Source organism: Maridesulfovibrio sp. (assembly GCF_965230075.1).
Classification (GTDB): domain Bacteria; phylum Desulfobacterota; class Desulfovibrionia; order Desulfovibrionales; family Desulfovibrionaceae; genus Maridesulfovibrio.
Window position 1 is genome coordinate 3167943 of record NZ_OZ245945.1, and the last position, 16691, is coordinate 3184633.

Annotated in this window: 14 protein-coding genes; 8 read left to right on the top strand and 6 right to left on the bottom strand. The window is 49.1% G+C overall.

Annotation, left to right across the window (positions count from 1 at the left end; translation table 11 throughout):
- Nucleotides 1-238: 238 nt before the first annotated feature.
- On the bottom strand, nt 239-1096 hold the full coding sequence (locus ACO05Z_RS14430) for a ribonuclease H-like domain-containing protein (RefSeq protein WP_421902872.1): 858 nt from the start codon (nt 1094-1096) through the stop codon (nt 239-241).
- Between the two features lie 232 nt (nt 1097-1328).
- Between ACO05Z_RS14430 and ACO05Z_RS14435 the strand changes: the two genes are divergently transcribed.
- On the top strand, nt 1329-2270 hold the full coding sequence (locus tag ACO05Z_RS14435; protein ID WP_421902874.1) for a PilZ domain-containing protein: 942 nt from the start codon (nt 1329-1331) through the stop codon (nt 2268-2270).
- 70 nt (nt 2271-2340) lie between these two features.
- On the opposite strand, the gene ACO05Z_RS14440 is transcribed toward ACO05Z_RS14435, so the two are convergent.
- The 4 genes from ACO05Z_RS14440 to ACO05Z_RS14455 form a co-directional block, all read right to left on the bottom strand.
- A complete protein-coding gene (locus tag ACO05Z_RS14440; RefSeq protein ID WP_421902875.1) occupies nt 2341-3264 on the bottom strand; it encodes a bifunctional helix-turn-helix transcriptional regulator/GNAT family N-acetyltransferase in 924 nt (307 codons plus the stop codon).
- 180 nt (nt 3265-3444) lie between these two features.
- Nucleotides 3445-3798 carry a hypothetical protein gene (locus tag ACO05Z_RS14445; protein ID WP_421902877.1) on the bottom strand — a complete coding sequence of 118 codons (354 nt, stop codon included), beginning with the start codon at nt 3796-3798 and terminating at the stop codon, nt 3445-3447.
- 6 nt (nt 3799-3804) lie between these two features.
- Complete coding sequence (locus tag ACO05Z_RS14450) at nt 3805-4410, bottom strand: hypothetical protein (RefSeq protein WP_421902878.1); 606 nt, start codon at nt 4408-4410, stop codon at nt 3805-3807.
- Nucleotides 4411-4492: 82 nt separating this feature from the next.
- Entirely contained in the window at nt 4493-6040 is a 1548-nt protein-coding gene (locus tag ACO05Z_RS14455) for a glycosyltransferase family 9 protein (protein WP_421902879.1), read from the bottom strand.
- A gap of 351 nt (nt 6041-6391) precedes the next feature.
- Between ACO05Z_RS14455 and acs the strand changes: the two genes are divergently transcribed.
- The 4 genes from acs to ACO05Z_RS14475 all read left to right on the top strand — a co-directional run bounded on the left by acs (nt 6392) and on the right by ACO05Z_RS14475 (nt 11606).
- Complete coding sequence (gene acs, locus ACO05Z_RS14460; RefSeq protein WP_421902880.1) at nt 6392-8377, top strand: acetate--CoA ligase; 1986 nt, start codon at nt 6392-6394, stop codon at nt 8375-8377.
- A 241-nt stretch (nt 8378-8618) separates the two neighbouring features.
- Nucleotides 8619-9476 (top strand): pirin family protein, encoded by an 858-nt coding sequence (locus ACO05Z_RS14465; protein WP_421902882.1) that lies wholly within the window; start codon nt 8619-8621, stop codon nt 9474-9476.
- 1 nt (nt 9477) lies between these two features.
- Entirely contained in the window at nt 9478-10104 is a 627-nt protein-coding gene (locus ACO05Z_RS14470; RefSeq protein WP_421902883.1) for a nitroreductase family protein, read from the top strand.
- A gap of 221 nt (nt 10105-10325) precedes the next feature.
- Complete coding sequence (locus tag ACO05Z_RS14475; protein ID WP_421902884.1) at nt 10326-11606, top strand: L-lactate MFS transporter; 1281 nt, start codon at nt 10326-10328, stop codon at nt 11604-11606.
- A gap of 133 nt (nt 11607-11739) precedes the next feature.
- On the opposite strand, the gene ACO05Z_RS14480 is transcribed toward ACO05Z_RS14475, so the two are convergent.
- Nucleotides 11740-12807, bottom strand: coding sequence for an agmatine deiminase family protein (locus tag ACO05Z_RS14480; protein WP_421902885.1), 1068 nt, complete (start codon nt 12805-12807; stop codon nt 11740-11742).
- A gap of 150 nt (nt 12808-12957) precedes the next feature.
- Between ACO05Z_RS14480 and ACO05Z_RS14485 the strand changes: the two genes are divergently transcribed.
- The 3 genes from ACO05Z_RS14485 (at nt 12958) to ACO05Z_RS14495 (ending at nt 16684) form a co-directional block, all read left to right on the top strand.
- Nucleotides 12958-13527: a DNA-3-methyladenine glycosylase I gene (locus tag ACO05Z_RS14485; RefSeq protein WP_421902886.1), complete on the top strand. Its 570-nt coding sequence runs from the start codon at nt 12958-12960 to the stop codon at nt 13525-13527.
- A 213-nt stretch (nt 13528-13740) separates the two neighbouring features.
- A complete protein-coding gene (locus ACO05Z_RS14490) occupies nt 13741-14079 on the top strand; it encodes a hypothetical protein (protein WP_421902887.1) in 339 nt (112 codons plus the stop codon).
- 91 nt (nt 14080-14170) lie between these two features.
- Nucleotides 14171-16684: a TIGR03960 family B12-binding radical SAM protein gene (locus tag ACO05Z_RS14495; RefSeq protein WP_421902888.1), complete on the top strand. Its 2514-nt coding sequence runs from the start codon at nt 14171-14173 to the stop codon at nt 16682-16684.
- The last annotated feature ends 7 nt before the right edge of the window (nt 16685-16691 follow it).

Sequence of the window (16691 nt, forward strand, 5' to 3'; positions counted from 1 at the left end):
ACATGGAGGCATGCTTTACCTACTGCACGGTGAAATGCACAGACCGTTCCCATTTGTTAAGAAGGACAGCCATTACGTATAAAAAAAGTCTAGACAAATTAACAACACACTGATTTAAAACACAAATTTTATTTCAAAAAACATTAAGAAAGGCCGCCTCCAAAATTGAAAACGGCCCTTGCAGGCAAAAAATTCCATTTCATGCGGGCGGCAAAAATGACACCAGCTTTTTTATAAATCAGAACCTTCGAAATGATCCTTCACCGGAATATTTAGCCCTGATTCCGTCTACAACTTCACGGTGAGCCTTAAAAGGGTTCAAGGGTTCGATCTTTTCGGCAATGGGTTCAAGTCCGTGCTGGGCAAATCTTTCAATGTGCAGATTGTAGCCCTTGATCATCAGGTTTTCCAGATTCACACTATCCAGCACGTTGTAAGCCAGCAGAGTTTCAAGGGCGCGTTCATCACCGTTCATCTCATATTCGTTCCAAAGCAGAACAGCGAAATAACCATCCAGCCCTTCAGCGTCACCGCGATCCATCCCGAAGTAACGCTCAATACCTTTCAGGCCTCCGGTAATTCCCAGAGAACGGAAAACAAAACGAAGGTCAATATGAGCAGCATCAACCTTGATACCGAAATATTTTTCAATAAACGGCACATCAAAACATTTACCGTTAAAACTTACGATCAAAGGATAGCGGGCAATCTCTTCCTCGAAATCGTACAGGTTTTTACCCTGAACATAGGTCTTGATCTCTTTACCGTTCCAAAGCGCGATGGTGGTAATATCGCAACTATGGGCATCAGTCCCGGTGGTCTCAATATCAATATAAGCCACATTATCACGGAAGTGGGAATACATCCGCCACTGGTCGGAAGCGGGAAGGCGATCAGCGAACCAGTTAGCATCATATTCTTCAAGCTTCTGCTTTGATTCTCCGCACCCTTTTTCCAATTCATTCATTTTTGCATCGGAAAGGGGCGTGGCAACTCCATCAAGGATGTCGTTCCAGCTGTTCGCGCCAGCCTGCCAGATTTTGGCTTCAGTAGTGCTTCCAATTCCCTTGAGATGACAAAAAGTTCTTTCGAGCATTTAAAAACAGCCCTGTTTTTCAAATAGTTAATCAATACGGACAAAGTGTCCTCTTATACGTATTTCCGGTAAAAAACCGAAATAATAACCCTACGTCAGGGAGAGGATTAGCCGTAATATTCCTCTTAGTCCAGCAATTACGTAACATTGACATTATTCTGCCACTGATCATACATATATAGATGGTAAAAATATTTTCACCATAATATTAGTCGCTATGGAAATTTTGACAATGGAAAAAATTAATTTTCAATACATCATCGATCTGATTCAGGCGGAAGTAGTTCGGCCTGTTGAAAAATTTCTCACCACCCTGCCGCAGGAAACCCTGTACCTTGTTCTTTCGGCAGCGGGTCTGCTGGCCCTGCTGGCAGCAATCTTCGCTTTCATGCTGCTGCGTCCCAAGCCGAAAAAGAGACATAAACCGCAAGGTCCAAGGGATTTTGTCCAGTTCTTCCAAAACAGCGGTACCATCATGGATATTGCCGCTGCCGGAGAACACGAAAACGTACTCGGCCGAGGAGTACTCACTGCGGTTAAACCTGACCATATGAGGGTCGAAATTATCGAGGAAAACGGAATTGCCCGCCTCAGTCCCACAGCAGAGTTAATCCTCATGTTTCCCCCTGAACAAAGTGCGGCCGGAAAAGTAAACTCCTTCAGATCGACTATAAATACCATTGAATGCGAAACCGGTGACTGCGGCAGGATGACCCTAACCCCGCCTGTCAAATTTTCACTGGTCAAAAGACGCCGCCACAAACGTAAACGCGTCATTGACCAGCAGTTCATCCGGGTCAAGCTCTGGCTGGGCAAGCCTGACAGCGACGACACTACATTCACTGACCGGATTCCCGATCTTGCAGTCAATTCATACGACCCACGCTCCAGCGGCCATGAGGACAATCAGGTTATCAACATCTCCAACGGAGGTATCGGGGTCGGCGCATCCCCAGTGCTGGTGGAGTCAAAATTTAATATTGATGATGATGTACTTATCAGTATCTTCATGTTCAATTTCCGGCAAAAGGTTTTCAAGCCATACTGGTATGCGGGCAAAATACGCTCCATGGAAAACATGAATGGACAAACCTGCCGGATGGGCGTGGAGTTCACCCGCAGCGGAAAGATGCGCGATGAGAATGAGCAGAATATTGACTGGGCAAAAATTTAACTACCAATAAAAATATGGACTTTAAAAAAGGTGCTTGGTTTGTTAGCCGAGCACCCTATTTTATACTTCGTTAAAGCTGCAATTCCCACATCTCCTCGGTTAGGTTCTGCCCCCATATCTCATGGGTTTTAGTATCGCTGACCTCAAAACCAAATCGACTGTATAATTTCCGGGCAACTTGAAGATTCGCAACAGTCCATAAGATTACTTTTTTATAATTCCTGCGCCTACAAAACCACACAGCCTCGTTAAGCAGTTTCTTGCCGAGACCATTACCCCTAAGATGCGGTTCCACCAGAAACCAGCGCAACTGGGCAACCTCATCATCAACATTTACAATAGCGATAAACGCTACTGGAGTTGACCCTTCTTCCACAACCCATAGATGCTCTTTTTCCGGATCATAGTTCAGGACAAACTCAGAAAGAGCTGAAGCGACATAGGCATCAAAAGTCACATCGAAACCATATCGTTCCGAATAGAATGCAGCATGTTTGTATGCGATAAGCCCGATATCACCTGGTTTATGGGAACGAATGACCAGAGTTTCCGTAGGAGATTTTCCGGAACTGAGAATTCGCTCAATATCCCCCATTGCAGCAACAAGCTGTTTTTGCTGCTCTGCATCGGTACGGCACAAGGAGTCCGCGATCTGAGAATTGGACATTTCCTGCAATCTGGAAAGTTCAGCCTCGCCTGCAGAAGTAAGGGAAAGATATTGGCTGCGCGAATCACCGGATGATTTCTTTTTAAGAATCAATCCCTTCTTCTCGAATCTGCTAAGCATCCTGCTGAGATAGGCCGGATCAAGTCGAAGAGCATTTGACAAATCCTTTGCAACCGACTTTTCAACCTGCCCAAGCTCAAACAAAACCCGTCCTTCTGCCAAAGAATACTCAGACTTAAGCAGCTTACTGTGCAGTAGCCCTAACACCTGAGTATAAAACCTGTTAAAACGCCGCACTCTATCAATATAGTCCTGATGAATTGTCATATTAGGCACCTGCTTATTTCGTATCATTCGCCTTGACTCTGCATAATATGTTTGACTGAGTCAATTAATTTAATTGACTCAGTCAAACATAAACGCCAAAAATCCCCCGCCGACTTAGTCAGCGGGGGATATTTGTACCGTGGTTACGCAGAAGGACAGTATTAAGTATCGTCCTGCGATCTATCCAACCTTGTTGATATAACGATTGGCAATCAAGGGGGTGCCGCGTGCGGCACTGCCGTACCCCTTGAAGCGGGTACTTTCCTTCTTAACCCGCCCTATATCCTGCCGCAGCGATTCATGGAGCTTCTTGGCCTCCGTAGTAAGCTGCCCTTGCAGGTTCTTGAGCTTGTTAAGCTTTTCCAGAATTTCATCCAGACTCACGCTCTCTTTTGTTTCCAGAGCCTTATCGGTGAGTACACCTCTTCTTTCTGCGGCATCAAAGGCATCGTCCACCTCGCCCGCCACAAGAAATCTCAACTCTTCGTATCCGATTTCAAGAGCCTGATCCAGAAGTTCCAAGGTTTCGGCCATAACAGTCTACCTCTTGGCTACCTCCCTGAGATCCTCGCGAATGATGGAGATAACATTCTTCCATTTTTCAACGGAAGGCAGGAATTCATATTCGAGCAAATCAGCCAACAGAATCCAGTCCTCGTTTTCAAGGACTTCGGTCATTTCAGTGAAAAGACCGGAAAAATCTTCCACAACTTTTTCGAAATCATCGTGCTGTTTAATGGAAAAATGATCACGCAGGTTACCGACCATGCCGAGGAAGTCTCTGATTACATCAAGAAGATCCTGATAAAGTTCAAGTGCTTCAGCATCGTCTGCCTGTCTGAAGAGTTCAGCTACCTGCTTGCCGCCGCCGGCCATGATATTCACGACCTTGTAGAGTTCAAGGGTGATGGCAGAAGCCATCTCAACTGCGGATGAGCTGATGATTTCGAGGCTGTCGATTTCGGAAGTTTCAATATCTTCCGACTGGTTGGGGTAAATTTCACTGAAAGGTTCGTTGTTAACCTTAACGTCGGTAACAATACGGTCATCAAGGTGTCCGTCTTCCATCACCTTGTCAAAAACCTGCTCAAGATTTTCAAAGCTTCTGATATCGAGATCAGTTTTGGTTCCATCGATAACGATCATAATGACTCTCCTCCTAAATTAGGTACGTAATTTTTTCCGGTTGGTCCGGTACGCCCTATTTCCTTCAAGAGTCATGCCAACATCACTCAACAGAAACGGATATAGCCCTGACCAAAACCATATAGCGATTTAACTGCTCCATGAGTCCATCCATGCTTTCATGGACTCTGGATTCGACCATCCACATGGAAGAAAGTACTGACAACTCAGGGCATGAAGACAATATATCCTGTATTTTTTGCAGGTTAGCCAAAAATTTCACTTTCATGGCTTCAATAGGGTCAGCCTGAAGAATCACAGCCTGCTTGCTAAGCAAAAAGAGGACATCCCGGCAACTGTTAAGCGCACTGAGCAGTCTGGCCCGCATGTCAGGGGAAAGCTCTATTTTAGGAAGCTCTGCTTCGACAAATTCATCGCCGTCAAGAAAACGACGGTAAAGTTCACGTTGCAAAATAATCCACTTATGGCGATCACTTTGCTCATGCCCGGAAAGAGAGCTCAAGGAAATCATCCCCCTCTCGTCACGCCCGGTAAGGTAGGCCCTAACACCTCTGTTTTCAATCAGCGGCCACCTTCCGCTATCAATAAAAGATGAAACAGCACCAAAAACGGCATCAGGTTCAACTTCCCGGCGGCAGAGATGGTCATAAACACACTCCTTCCCGAAAGGACAGGGGTGGCAATCAAGGTCAGGTTCAAAACAACACAGGTTAGCGGCAGCAGGGCCTGTATCCCAAGGCTGGGCTGTAGCTAGAAAAATAGCTGCCAGCGGGGTTCCGGCCCCGGCAGCAAGATGCATTGTCCCGGTATCATTGGTCACCAGCAAGTCAAGGCGACGCAGTACAGCAGCAAGTTCCGGCAACGATGTTCCACCCATAAGATTGACGGACGGGAATTCAGCTCCCTGCAGAATACGCTCGCCCAGTCCCTTCTCACTTTCAGTACCCAGCAAAACAGGAACCCTACGCTTCTCTTTCCATAATCTAAGTCCAAGTTTCCTGAAATATTCAACAGGCCAACGCCTGCGATCCTCACTGGCTCCGGGCTGGAAGCCCACAAAGCCCTCTGCTCCGGGCACTGGATTTTCCAGCAGCTTAAGGGCTGCAATTTTCATTTCCGGTGTTGAGTCAGCCAATTCAAATGGTGCCGGTTTATTAATGCCCGCCACTTTGCTGAACAGATCAACCACATTGAACGGGCTGGACCCGCGATTAGCGGATGCCATCTGCAGGAATCCGGCCCAGCGTGAGGTGTCGGCATTGAAGCCGAAATCGTCCATGGCAAAGCCACGCACTTCGCGGCCCTTGCCGAGCCTGAGGGAAATCAGCCGGGAGGAGACAGACGGAGTCAGGTTTATGACCAGTTCCGGATCAAAGGATTCTTCAATTTCAGCACAATATGATTCAAAGATATTGACGGCCACACGCCAGTCCCGATCAAGGGAAGCCAAGAGCGATGCTCCGGGCAGGGAAAAAGTCCGCGCAACATTACGCAACAACTGGGTTGTCCCGGCAAAATTTTTCAAACACATGACCCCGACTTCATAGCCCTGATCAGCAAGGGCAGTGATTACCGGCTGGGTCTGTAAGAGGTCCCCGAATCTGGTAAGATTAATGACTAGCGCTTTCATATATAGATGCCTCCGGCGGCCCTCCGGGAGCTTAAACCCTTTTTGTAAAAAGGGTTTAAGAATCCCAAAAACTTTTAATAGGGCTTCGCCGCTTTGGTTTAGTAATTTGCCATCTTTTTAAGGGTATACCTTAACTGGGCAGACAAAGCCACTCACAGCAAACGGTATCTTCGGCGGGTAAACGGCACGAACTTTCCGCCAAACGGTTTTTACTCCCGTTAAGTGATTTTCTTGCGCCGTTTATCGAAAAGCATGTGCATGCAAAGGGAAAAATGTATATAACTCTAAACATCCGGTAAAAATTTTCTGCTTACACATGCACTTAAAAAAAAGACCTCAGGAGGCCACCTAATGACTGAAGAACAAAAAATTGAAAGTCTCTCCAAAGAAAACAGGCTCTTTAATCCTCCTGCCGATTTCCCCGGCGCATGCGTGAAAAGCCTTGAAGAATACAAGGCCATCTATGACCGTTCCATTAACGATATGGAAGGGTTCTGGGCCGAACGCGCTGACGAACTGCTCACCTGGGATAAGAAGTGGGACAATGTTCTTGATTATGATTTCGACAAGCCGGAAATTAAATGGTTCGAAGGCGGCAAGCTCAACGCCTCCGCCAACTGCCTTGACCGCCACATTGAAAACGGACGCCGCAACAAGGCTGCACTCATCTGGCAGGGCGAAGAAGACCATGAAGTAAAAGTTTACACCTACGATATGCTTCACCGCGAAGTATGCCGTTTTGCCAACGTACTCAAGAAACTGGGCGTACAGAAAGGCGACCGTGTCTCCATCTATCTGCCCATGATCCCTGAGCTGGCTATCGCCATGCTGGCCTGTACCCGCATCGGCGCACCCCACTCCATCATTTTTGCAGGTTTCAGTTCCAACAGCCTGCGTGACCGCATCAATGACTGCGGCGCAAAAATTCACATCACCGGTGACGGCGTTCTGCGCGGCGGAAGAAAAATCCCGCTCAAGCCCAACACCGATGAAGCTCTCAAAGAATGTCCCTCTGTTGAGCAGTGCATTGTTGTTCCCAGAGCAAACAATGAAATTGAAATGGTCGAAGGCCGTGACCGCCTTTGGGGCGAACTCATGGAAGACCCGGATATTACCGACAACTGCCCCTACGAGCTGATGGATTCCGAAGACCCGCTCTTCATCCTCTATACCTCAGGCAGTACCGGCAAGCCCAAAGGCGTTTTCCACACCACCGGCGGCTACATGACCTACGCAGCACACACCTGCCAGTGGGTATTCGATCTCAAAGACAATGACGTACACTGGTGCACCGCCGACATCGGCTGGGTAACCGGACACTCATATATTGTTTATGGACCTCTGGCACTCGGTGCTACCAGCATCATGTTCGAATCCGTGCCCACTTACCCGGATCCGGCAAGATTCTGGCAGGTCTGCGAAAAGTTCAGGGTAAATATCTTCTACACCGCCCCCACCGCCATCCGCGCCCTCATGCGTGAAGGCGACCAGTGGACCAAGAAATACGATCTCTCCAGCCTGCGCATTCTCGGCACAGTTGGTGAGCCCATCAACCCCGAAGCATGGATGTGGTACCACGAGAACATCGGTGCTGAGAAACTGCCCATCGTTGATACCTGGTGGCAGACGGAAACAGGCGGACATGTCCTTTCTCCCCTGCCCTACGCCACCCCGCTCAAGCCCGGCTCGGCCACCCTCCCGCTGCCCGGTATTGATGCGGCAATTGTGGACCGCCACGGCGAAGAAGTCGGTCCCAACGAAGGCGGTTTCCTCGTTATCCGTAAACCGTGGCCCGGTATGCTCCGCGGTGTCTGGGGCAACAAGGAGCGATTCAAGCAGCAGTACTTTGAAGGCTTCCCCGGCGTATACGAATCCGGCGACGGAGCACGCAGGGATGAAGACGGATACTTCTGGATCATGGGCCGCGTAGATGACGTTATCAACGTTTCCGGCCACAGGCTCGGAACCGCTGAAATCGAATCCGCACTGGTTTCACACCCGGCAACATCCGAAGCGGCAGTTGTTGGTATGCCTCACGAGGTAAAAGGCCAGTCCATCTACGCCTACGTAACCCTCAAGGCTGAATACGACGAAGACGATGACCTGATCAAAGACCTGCGCATGCACGTCCGCAAGGAGATCGGCCCTCTGGCAGCACCGGAAGTGATCCAGTTCGCTCCCTCCCTGCCCAAGACCCGCAGCGGTAAGATCATGCGCCGTATCCTGCGCAAGATCGTAGAAGGCGATACTTCGAACCTCGGCGACACTTCGACACTGGCTGATCCTTCAGTAGTGACCGATCTCATCGAAGGTTATGAAGAAATAATGAATCCATAAGTATGGCAAAAGGTTGCCCGGAAGTTGCCCGGTTCAATTAAAGAACCGGGCAATAGTTCAGCAGCCTGCACTGTACCGGATGAGACCGGAATACACGAAAAGTGCTTCTATCTATTTTGGAAGGTGGCTATGGAAGCATCGTGTGTTCCGGTCTATTTTTTTGTCCTCGCTCTTGCAAATACACTCCATGCTGTTAACATGAAAAATAATAGTCTCAGTATACTTCATGCAGGAGAAAACAATGCAGCGCGAAATCAAACAGATTTTCTACGGCGAACCGGTTCATGAAGGTGCCGGGGTAAAACTGCACCGAGCCTTCGGTTATTTTGAAGCCTCCCTTTTCGACCCTTTCTTGATGCTCGATGACTTCCGGTCTGACGATCCCGAAGACTACCTGAAAGGCTTCCCGTGGCATCCGCACCGGGGCATTGAAACCATCACCTATTTATTAAAAGGAGATGTTGAACACGGTGACAGCCTCGGCAATAAAGCTGTAACCGGTGCCGGTAGCGTACAATGGATGACCGCAGGCAGCGGAATAATCCATCAGGAAATGCCCAAAGGGAACGAGAACGGCTCCATGCACGGCTTTCAGCTCTGGGCCAATTTAAGCTCCGAAAACAAAATGATCGATCCCGAATACCGGGAGATTCCAGCTAAAGACATTCCGGTTATTGAGCGTGCTGATGGCACAAGAATAAAGATCATTGCCGGAGAAGTGGACGAAACCAAAGGTCCGGCAAAAGGAATCGGTATTGATCCGGAATATCTGGATGTAACAGTCCCTGCAGGACTTGAATTCATCTATCCCACCAAGCGCGGTTACACCGCATTCATTTACGTTACCGCAGGCTCCGGAACAATTAACGGGCGGGAAGTGGAAAACCGTTCTCTTGTACTTTTCGATGATGGAGACGAACTGGCAGTCAATGCGGGCACCAGCCCACTCAGCTTTCTTTTACTCACCGGAAAACCCATCAATGAAATGATTTACTGGCGCGGCCCCATTGTCATGCATACTGCGGAAGAGTTGGAAAAAGCTTTTCAGGAATATGAAGAAGGAACTTTTATTAAACACCCTAAACCACAAGGATTGTGAAATGGAATTCCCTAAAATTCTGGAGAAAAGGAGAGCTGTAAATTACTTCGATCCAGCGCGTGATGTTGATCAAAACCTGCTGAAAAAAATCATCGAACAAGCTGGAAACGCACCATCAAGCTACAATTTGCAGCCGTGGAAACTAAAAGTCATCCGCGACATGAATCGTAAGAAGGCTCTACGTGCATTGGCCTTTGACCAGCCCAAAGTGACCGAGGCTCCGGTAATCCTCATAGTACTTGCTGACCGCGAAGGCTGGAAACTGGAGAAATCAACAGTTGAGAATGTTTTCAATGACTTCGTTAAAGCAGGAAAAATGCAGGCCGAACAAAAGGAATGGTTCGCAGGAGTAACCCAAGGTTTGTATGGGCGCGATGAAATAGCAGCGCAGGCCTTTGCCAACAAAAACACCGGATTGTTCGCCATGTCCCTGATGTACGCTGCCACTGCCAACGGTCTGGAATCCCATCCCATGGACGGTTTCGACCACGATGGAGTGCGCAAGGAATTCAACATACCGGAAAACTATTGGATTCCCATGCTCATAGCCATCGGCTACCTGAATCCCGGGACAGAAACACCACCAAAGAGCTGGCGGCAATCATATACGGACATGGTTATCGAGTAGCCCCCTGTTCCCGGTAAACACCCATAAACGGACTAATTCAAGGGGCGGACGGTAAATAAACAAAGCAGAAGCCGAAAAACGCAATTTAAATTCCCGTTCACCGAAAATAGAATGCATCAATTAAACAGCCGTGCTTTTATGGCATCACGGATAAGGAAAACAGCAGAAAACACCCGGATTGGAAAACACAGAAAAGAACAACTTCAACATCGGGGGACGAAATGAGTGAAGCAAAAGTGATGAACAGATGGTTTGCCGTAGTAGGAGCGGTGCTCATGCAATTGGCACTTGGCGCAATTTACGCGTGGTCGGTGTTTACACCGTCACTGATTGCGGCAGGATGGAGCAAATTCCAGACTCAGGTTGTATTTTCAATCGGACTGGTCAGCTTTGCCATCTCCATGGTCTGGGCCGGTAAAAAACTCGCTCAGTGGGGGCCTACTAAACTCTCTTTCCTCAGTGCCCTCGTACTGGGAGCGGGTTACGCCCTTGCAGGCCTCGTCGGCGGAACAAGCTTTACCGCCCTTTGCCTCTTCATCGGACTTATCGGTGGTGCCGGAATCGGCCTTGGTTACGTGGTACCCATTGCCGTGGGCATGCGCTGGTTTCCCGATAAAAAAGGATTCATCACCGGGCTGGCCGTAGCCGGATTCGGTTTCGGTGCCATGGCCTGGGTCAAGCTGGCCGGAGCATGGGGTAACCTAATCGCAAACATCGGCCTCTCCACCACTTTCTCACTCTACGGATTACTCTTCTGCCTGATGATCGCAGCAGGCGGCATCTTTATGCGCTTTCCCCCTGAAGGTTGGGCACCTGAAGGCTACCATCCCGAAACTAATGCAGATGCGGCAAACGATGCTGAAGAAGAAAACTTCAGCACCACTGAAATGCTCCGCACTCCGCAATTCTATCTCATTTTCGCAACTTTCACCTTCAGCGCAGCAGCAGGACTCATGTCCATCGGCTTAATGAAACTCTACCCCATGGAAGCATTGCAGGCAGCGGGCCACAGCGTTGCGGAAGCCAGTGCCATTGCAGGTACTGCCATGGCTGTCTTTTTCAGCCTCGCCAACGGACTGGGGCGCATCATCTGGGGAACCATGAGTGATAAACTGGGCCGCAAACGTTCTATCCTGCTCATGACCGCCATTCAGGGCGCGACCCTGCTGGCGTTCACAGCCATGGCCGGAAATGCATTCCTCCTCTACGTAGGCGCGACCATCATCGGTTTTAACTTCGGCGGCAACTTTGCCCTCTTCCCCACAATCACCGCAGACACCTTCGGCACCAAGAGCGTGGGCCAGAACTACCCGTACATATTCCTCGCCTACGGCGCAGGTGGTATCGGCGGTCCCTTGCTCGGCGGCGTACTTGGCGACATGGGCAACTTCCCGCTGGCATTCACCATCTGCGGAGTATGCTGCTTCATCGGAGCTGCAGCAATCGCCATGGTCAAGAAGCCTCACAGAAGTTTAAATGCCAGCCCGGAAACAACCGGATAACTACTTTTCATCAGGGTAATGGGTACAACTCATCTCTGAGGAAACTCCTTGCGGAAGTTCAGCTCATTTAACTTCCGTACCCCCATAAAACTCTCCGGTCGATGCATGGTGCATCGATACGGAGAGTTTTTAATTATTCCTCGCTTAGGATATTTAAATCAAAATATTCCAACAAATTTCGAGCATTCGTCCCTCTCAACTGCCATGACATGCACCGGACACCGCCTCCCATCAGGCATACCTCGCTTGAAAATACCGGAACGATTTCCTTGCAGCTGATTTCCTTGAAACACTTCCTCGCAATCTCATCTTCAGGAATACCGAATTGGGGCAGATAGATACGATCAGGAGTGACCAATGCATTGGTATACAATCCGCAAGCCGAACCAAACCGCTCATCATAAACAGAACTGTCATCGTATGGAGTCACAACTTTCGTGATTCTGACTCCGGGCAAACCGCGTTTCAGGTCTTCTACTAATTTTTGAGAATATTCATGATCATCATATGAATTTATAACCAGTGTATTCTCATCCACAAATGAAACAACACCATCAGCATGCTCAAGGCCGCCCTGCTCATCGGAATCAATGAAAGCCACATTCTTCAGATTCAGTCTCTCACGCAGAAGTTTACGGGCTGCAGATTCTGTCAGATTATTATCCCGCAAGAATTTATTGCTCAGAACCGCGTTGCCGGCGTAATCGTCTACCAAGTTTCCACCGTCATTTAACAAATCCAGCTTACGATACTGCACCCCGGCTTTGCTCAGAAGCTGAACCAAATCATGCTGAACAGCGTCTGCTTCCCGTTGTCCCTTGAGACCTCCGCCTTGAGCTGCAGCGGTATAACGAAATAAAACCGGGTTCGCTGCATTTGAAAGTCCGAAATCACGCATCCAGATGTCCGCCATTGGATAAATAGCCACGCTTTCACGGCCCAAGGCATTCACATACTTTTCATAATTTTCTTCATCTACCAAAATCAAAACAGAATCATTGTGCCTTTTAATCTGGCGGGCAAACTCAACATGAAAATTAAAAATTTTATCTGCCATATCAGCATAGTACGGATCACCAGACAGAGGGGCTGCCAGAACAATCAACTCACCTCTATAATTCCTACTATTCGCGTCGCCGTCACTAGCTGTGCCCAAAAACACTCCAAACAGCAGAAAAAACAGTACAGCTACTTTAAACATGATCCCTCCAAACAATTTCGCTACTTTCACCCCAATTAAGTAAAATGAACTAAATAATTAAAGCTTAATCAGGAAGCCTGACTTTTTTTATCAGTTTCTGTAAAAGAAGTTCAACTTGAAAAACAAACTTTATCTAACAAGGAGCCCTCCATGCCAAACCGCTGCCAATGGGCACAGCACGAACTTGAAATAGCCTATCATGACACAGAATGGGGAGTCCCCCTGCACGATGACCAGCCCCACTTTGAATTCCTCATCCTTGAGGGAGCACAGGCCGGACTTTCGTGGCTGACCGTTTTAAAGAAGCGCGATAACTACCGCCAAGCATTTGCTGATTTTGATCCCGAAATTGTTGCCCGCTTCACTGAAGACGACATTGAACGTCTCCGTCAGAACGAAGGAATTATCCGCAACAAGCTCAAAATAAATTCCGCTGTACGCAATGCCCAGGCATTTCTGGATATTCAAAAAGAATTCGGAAGCTTTAACACTTACATCTGGCAATTCACAAATGGGAAAACAATCCAGAACAACTGGAAAACAATGGAAGAAGTTCCCGCCAAGACCGCAGAAGCAGAAGCCATGAGTAAAGACTTGAAAAAGCGGGGATTTAATTTCGTTGGCCCGACGATCTGCTACGCCTACATGCAGGCTACCGGAATGGTTAACGATCATCTGGTAAGCTGTTTTCGTCACAAGGAACTGCTTGCTGCCGTATAGAATGCTCGAAAACAAGACTCCCCAATTTGCGCCTCCAATACGCCCTAAACCTTGACACACCGGACTTCAGGCACTAATTCTTACGAGTTGCCCAAAAGCGCAACCGCAAACCGGAACCGGATTTTATAAAAACCCGTCCGGTCTTTTTTTTCTAATGAAATTTTAACAGGCCTGACGCGCCCAATTTCGCGCAGCCTGACAAGGAGAATTAAAATGGCTTACGATGTAAAACTTTTCAAGCTCATCAACGGCGACATGGTTATTGGTAAATGGGACGAAGAAAACGACCAGATCAAAGATCCCGCAGTACTCCAGACCGTTCCCGCACAGCAGGGCGTGCAGATGATGATCCTGCCTTTCGGCTATCCTTTTGATAACGAAATCGAAGGCGAAATCGAAGGCCGTCACATTCTCTACACCTACAAGAACTGTCCTGAAGATGTTTCCACCAAATATCTCGAAGCTTCCAGCAACCTGACCCTCTCCACCGGTGGTCTCGGCGGCATGGGCGGCGGTAACGTTTCCGATATTTCCGAACTGCTGAAGAAATAATTTTAAAAGCCTCCGGCGGGTCTTCCTCCGGAGGCAAAATCTTTCCATAAATAGCGCATAGCGCATCAAATCAAATCCAAGGGTTGAACTTTTGAAAAAGCTGCTCCCTCTTCTGCCCCGCCCTACCCGTTACTTGGGTTCGGAATGGGGTTCCGTCCACAAGGACCCTGCTAAGGTCAAGGCTCATATCGCCGTTGGTTTCCCTGATCTTTACGAGATCGGCATGTCCTATCTCGGCCAGAAGATTCTCTATGAAATCGTCAACAAGCATGATGATTTCTACGCCGAGCGTGTCTACACACCCTGCGAAGAAACCGCTGAAATCATGCGCGAACACGGTGAACTGCTGGCCACCCTTGAAAGCGATACCCCGCTGAAAGATGTGGACGCGCTGGGCATCAGCCTGACCCATGAACTGTGCTATACCAACGTGCTCTTCATGCTCGACCTTGCCGACATCCCGCTTAAAGCGGCCGACCGTGACGATTCCTGTCCACTGATTATCGGCGGTGGCGGTGCCTGCTTTAATGCCGAGCCTGTGGCGGATTTCTTTGATGTAATCATGCTCGGTGACGGAGAAGAATCCATCATCAAAGTCATGGAAATCATTGCCGAGTGCAAGGAGCAGGGACTGGGTCGCAAGGCACGCCTTGAAAAACTTGCCGAACTGCCCGGCATCTACATTCCCGAATTTTTCGATCCCGAGAATCCCGGCGACTTCTTTGTGGAAAAAGCAGTGGTGGAAGATTTCGAACCCATCCCCTTTCCCAAAGAACAGATTCTGCCCTACGGTCAGGTCATCCATGACCGGCTGACCATGGAAATTGCCCGTGGCTGCACCCGTGGCTGCCGTTTCTGTCAGGCAGGGATCATCTACCGCCCGGTTCGTGAACGCACCCCGGAAACCCTGACCAAGACTCTCATGGAAGGTCTGGAAGAAACCGGATACGAGGAAACTTCTTTCCTCTCGCTGAGTACCGGGGACTACTCCGCACTGGATACCCTTTTCGCCCAATGCTTTGATAACTGTGCAGCCGAGCAGATTTCCATCTCACTGCCTTCTTTGCGTGTAGGTTCCCTTTCCGAACCGATCATGGAACGTATCGCCACCATCCGCCGCACCGGGGCCACTCTTGCTCCTGAAGCCGGAAGCCAGCGCATGCGTGACGTGATTAACAAAGGCATCACCGAAGAGGCTCTGCTGGATCACGCGCTCATGCTTTATGAAAACGGCTGGCAGAATATCAAACTCTATTTCATGATCGGCCTGCCCACCGAAACTTTCGAAGATCTCGATGCCATTGTCGACCTTTGCGTCAAAGTTCGCGACGTTGCAGGCAGGCACATCAAGAAGCTGAACATCACCGCTGCGGTATCGCCTTTCGTACCCAAACCACATACTCCCTTCCAGTGGGAACGCCAGATTTCCCTTGAAGAGATTGGCGAACGTTTGGATTACATGCGCGAAAGATTCAGCAAGCAGAAGCGCATTAATATGAAATCCCATATCCCGCGTATGACCTTCCTTGAAGGTATTTTCTCACGCGGTGACCGCAGACTCGGCCCGGTAATCGAGAAAGCCTATAAAAAAGGCGCGCTCTACTCCAGCTGGAAAGACCACCTCAAACTGGAACCTTACCTTGAGGCCATGAAAGAGGAAGGACTTGATCCTGAAGAGTTCACTGGAGCACGTGAGCACAATGCCCGCCTGCCTTGGGATCACCTTTCCGCAGGAGTAAGCAAACGGTTCCTGCTTGCGGAACTCAAACGCGGTATCTCCGAAAAAATTACTGGGGACTGCCGTTACGAAGAATGCCGCAACTGTGGGGTCTGCAACTTTGACGGCCGTAAATCCCTGCTCGAAAAGCAGGCAGAAACCATGGACCTGCGTCCCAAAATGGTTTTTGAAACCCGCGACCAGACCGGGGATGTCCCAGACTTCGTACAGGAAGAAAAACCGGACCTCGGCATCAAGGGCAGCCATTTCAGGCTCTGGTACACCAAGACCGGAACTTCGGCCTACCTGTCGCAGCTGGACCTGCAGCCCGTAATTGAAAGGGCCATGCGCCGCGCTGAACTGCCGCTGACCTTCTCGCAGGGGTACCACCCCATGCCGCGCATGTCCTTTGGACGAGCACTCCCTGTGGGCGTGGAAAGCTTGAAAGAATGGATGAACATCATGCTGCGCACCGATATCAGCGCACAGGATCTGGTGGACCGCCTTAACAAGCAGATGCCCATGGGCATGAAGATTGTGGGTGCTGATCCGCTGACTTTGTCCAAAAAGCAGAAGCAGCCAGAAGTGGAAGATTTCACCCTGATCTTCACCTGCTCTGACGAAGAAGCCAAAGAAAAAATGGACCGCCTGCGCGAGTACGCAGAGTCGGAAGAATACATTGTCTCCCATACCACCAAGAAAAAGGTGAAGGAGAAAAACATCCGTCCCATGCTGGTTAAATTCGATGAAATGAATGAGCGGACTTTAAAACTGACCTTCGACTGGACTTCCATGTATATGAGTCCGGTAAAGATGCTCGCCGCCATCTGTCCCGGCACAACCCTGCTGGACTTTGATCTGACCAAGACGGATCAACGGTTCGAATAAAAAGAAA

Coding starts and splice junctions, on each gene's coding strand:
- ACO05Z_RS14435 (WP_421902874.1), top strand. CDS start 1,329: ATGGAAAAAATTAATTTTCAATACATCATCGATCTGATTCAGGCGGAA.
- ACO05Z_RS14465 (WP_421902882.1), top strand. CDS start 8,619: ATGCAGCGCGAAATCAAACAGATTTTCTACGGCGAACCGGTTCATGAA.
- ACO05Z_RS14455 (WP_421902879.1), bottom strand. CDS start 6,040: ATGAAAGCGCTAGTCATTAATCTTACCAGATTCGGGGACCTCTTACAG.
- acs (WP_421902880.1), top strand. CDS start 6,392: ATGACTGAAGAACAAAAAATTGAAAGTCTCTCCAAAGAAAACAGGCTC.
- ACO05Z_RS14440 (WP_421902875.1), bottom strand. CDS start 3,264: ATGACAATTCATCAGGACTATATTGATAGAGTGCGGCGTTTTAACAGG.
- ACO05Z_RS14445 (WP_421902877.1), bottom strand. CDS start 3,798: ATGGCCGAAACCTTGGAACTTCTGGATCAGGCTCTTGAAATCGGATAC.
- ACO05Z_RS14475 (WP_421902884.1), top strand. CDS start 10,326: ATGAGTGAAGCAAAAGTGATGAACAGATGGTTTGCCGTAGTAGGAGCG.
- ACO05Z_RS14430 (WP_421902872.1), bottom strand. CDS start 1,096: ATGCTCGAAAGAACTTTTTGTCATCTCAAGGGAATTGGAAGCACTACT.
- ACO05Z_RS14480 (WP_421902885.1), bottom strand. CDS start 12,807: ATGTTTAAAGTAGCTGTACTGTTTTTTCTGCTGTTTGGAGTGTTTTTG.
- ACO05Z_RS14485 (WP_421902886.1), top strand. CDS start 12,958: ATGCCAAACCGCTGCCAATGGGCACAGCACGAACTTGAAATAGCCTAT.
- ACO05Z_RS14490 (WP_421902887.1), top strand. CDS start 13,741: ATGGCTTACGATGTAAAACTTTTCAAGCTCATCAACGGCGACATGGTT.
- ACO05Z_RS14450 (WP_421902878.1), bottom strand. CDS start 4,410: ATGATCGTTATCGATGGAACCAAAACTGATCTCGATATCAGAAGCTTT.
- ACO05Z_RS14470 (WP_421902883.1), top strand. CDS start 9,478: ATGGAATTCCCTAAAATTCTGGAGAAAAGGAGAGCTGTAAATTACTTC.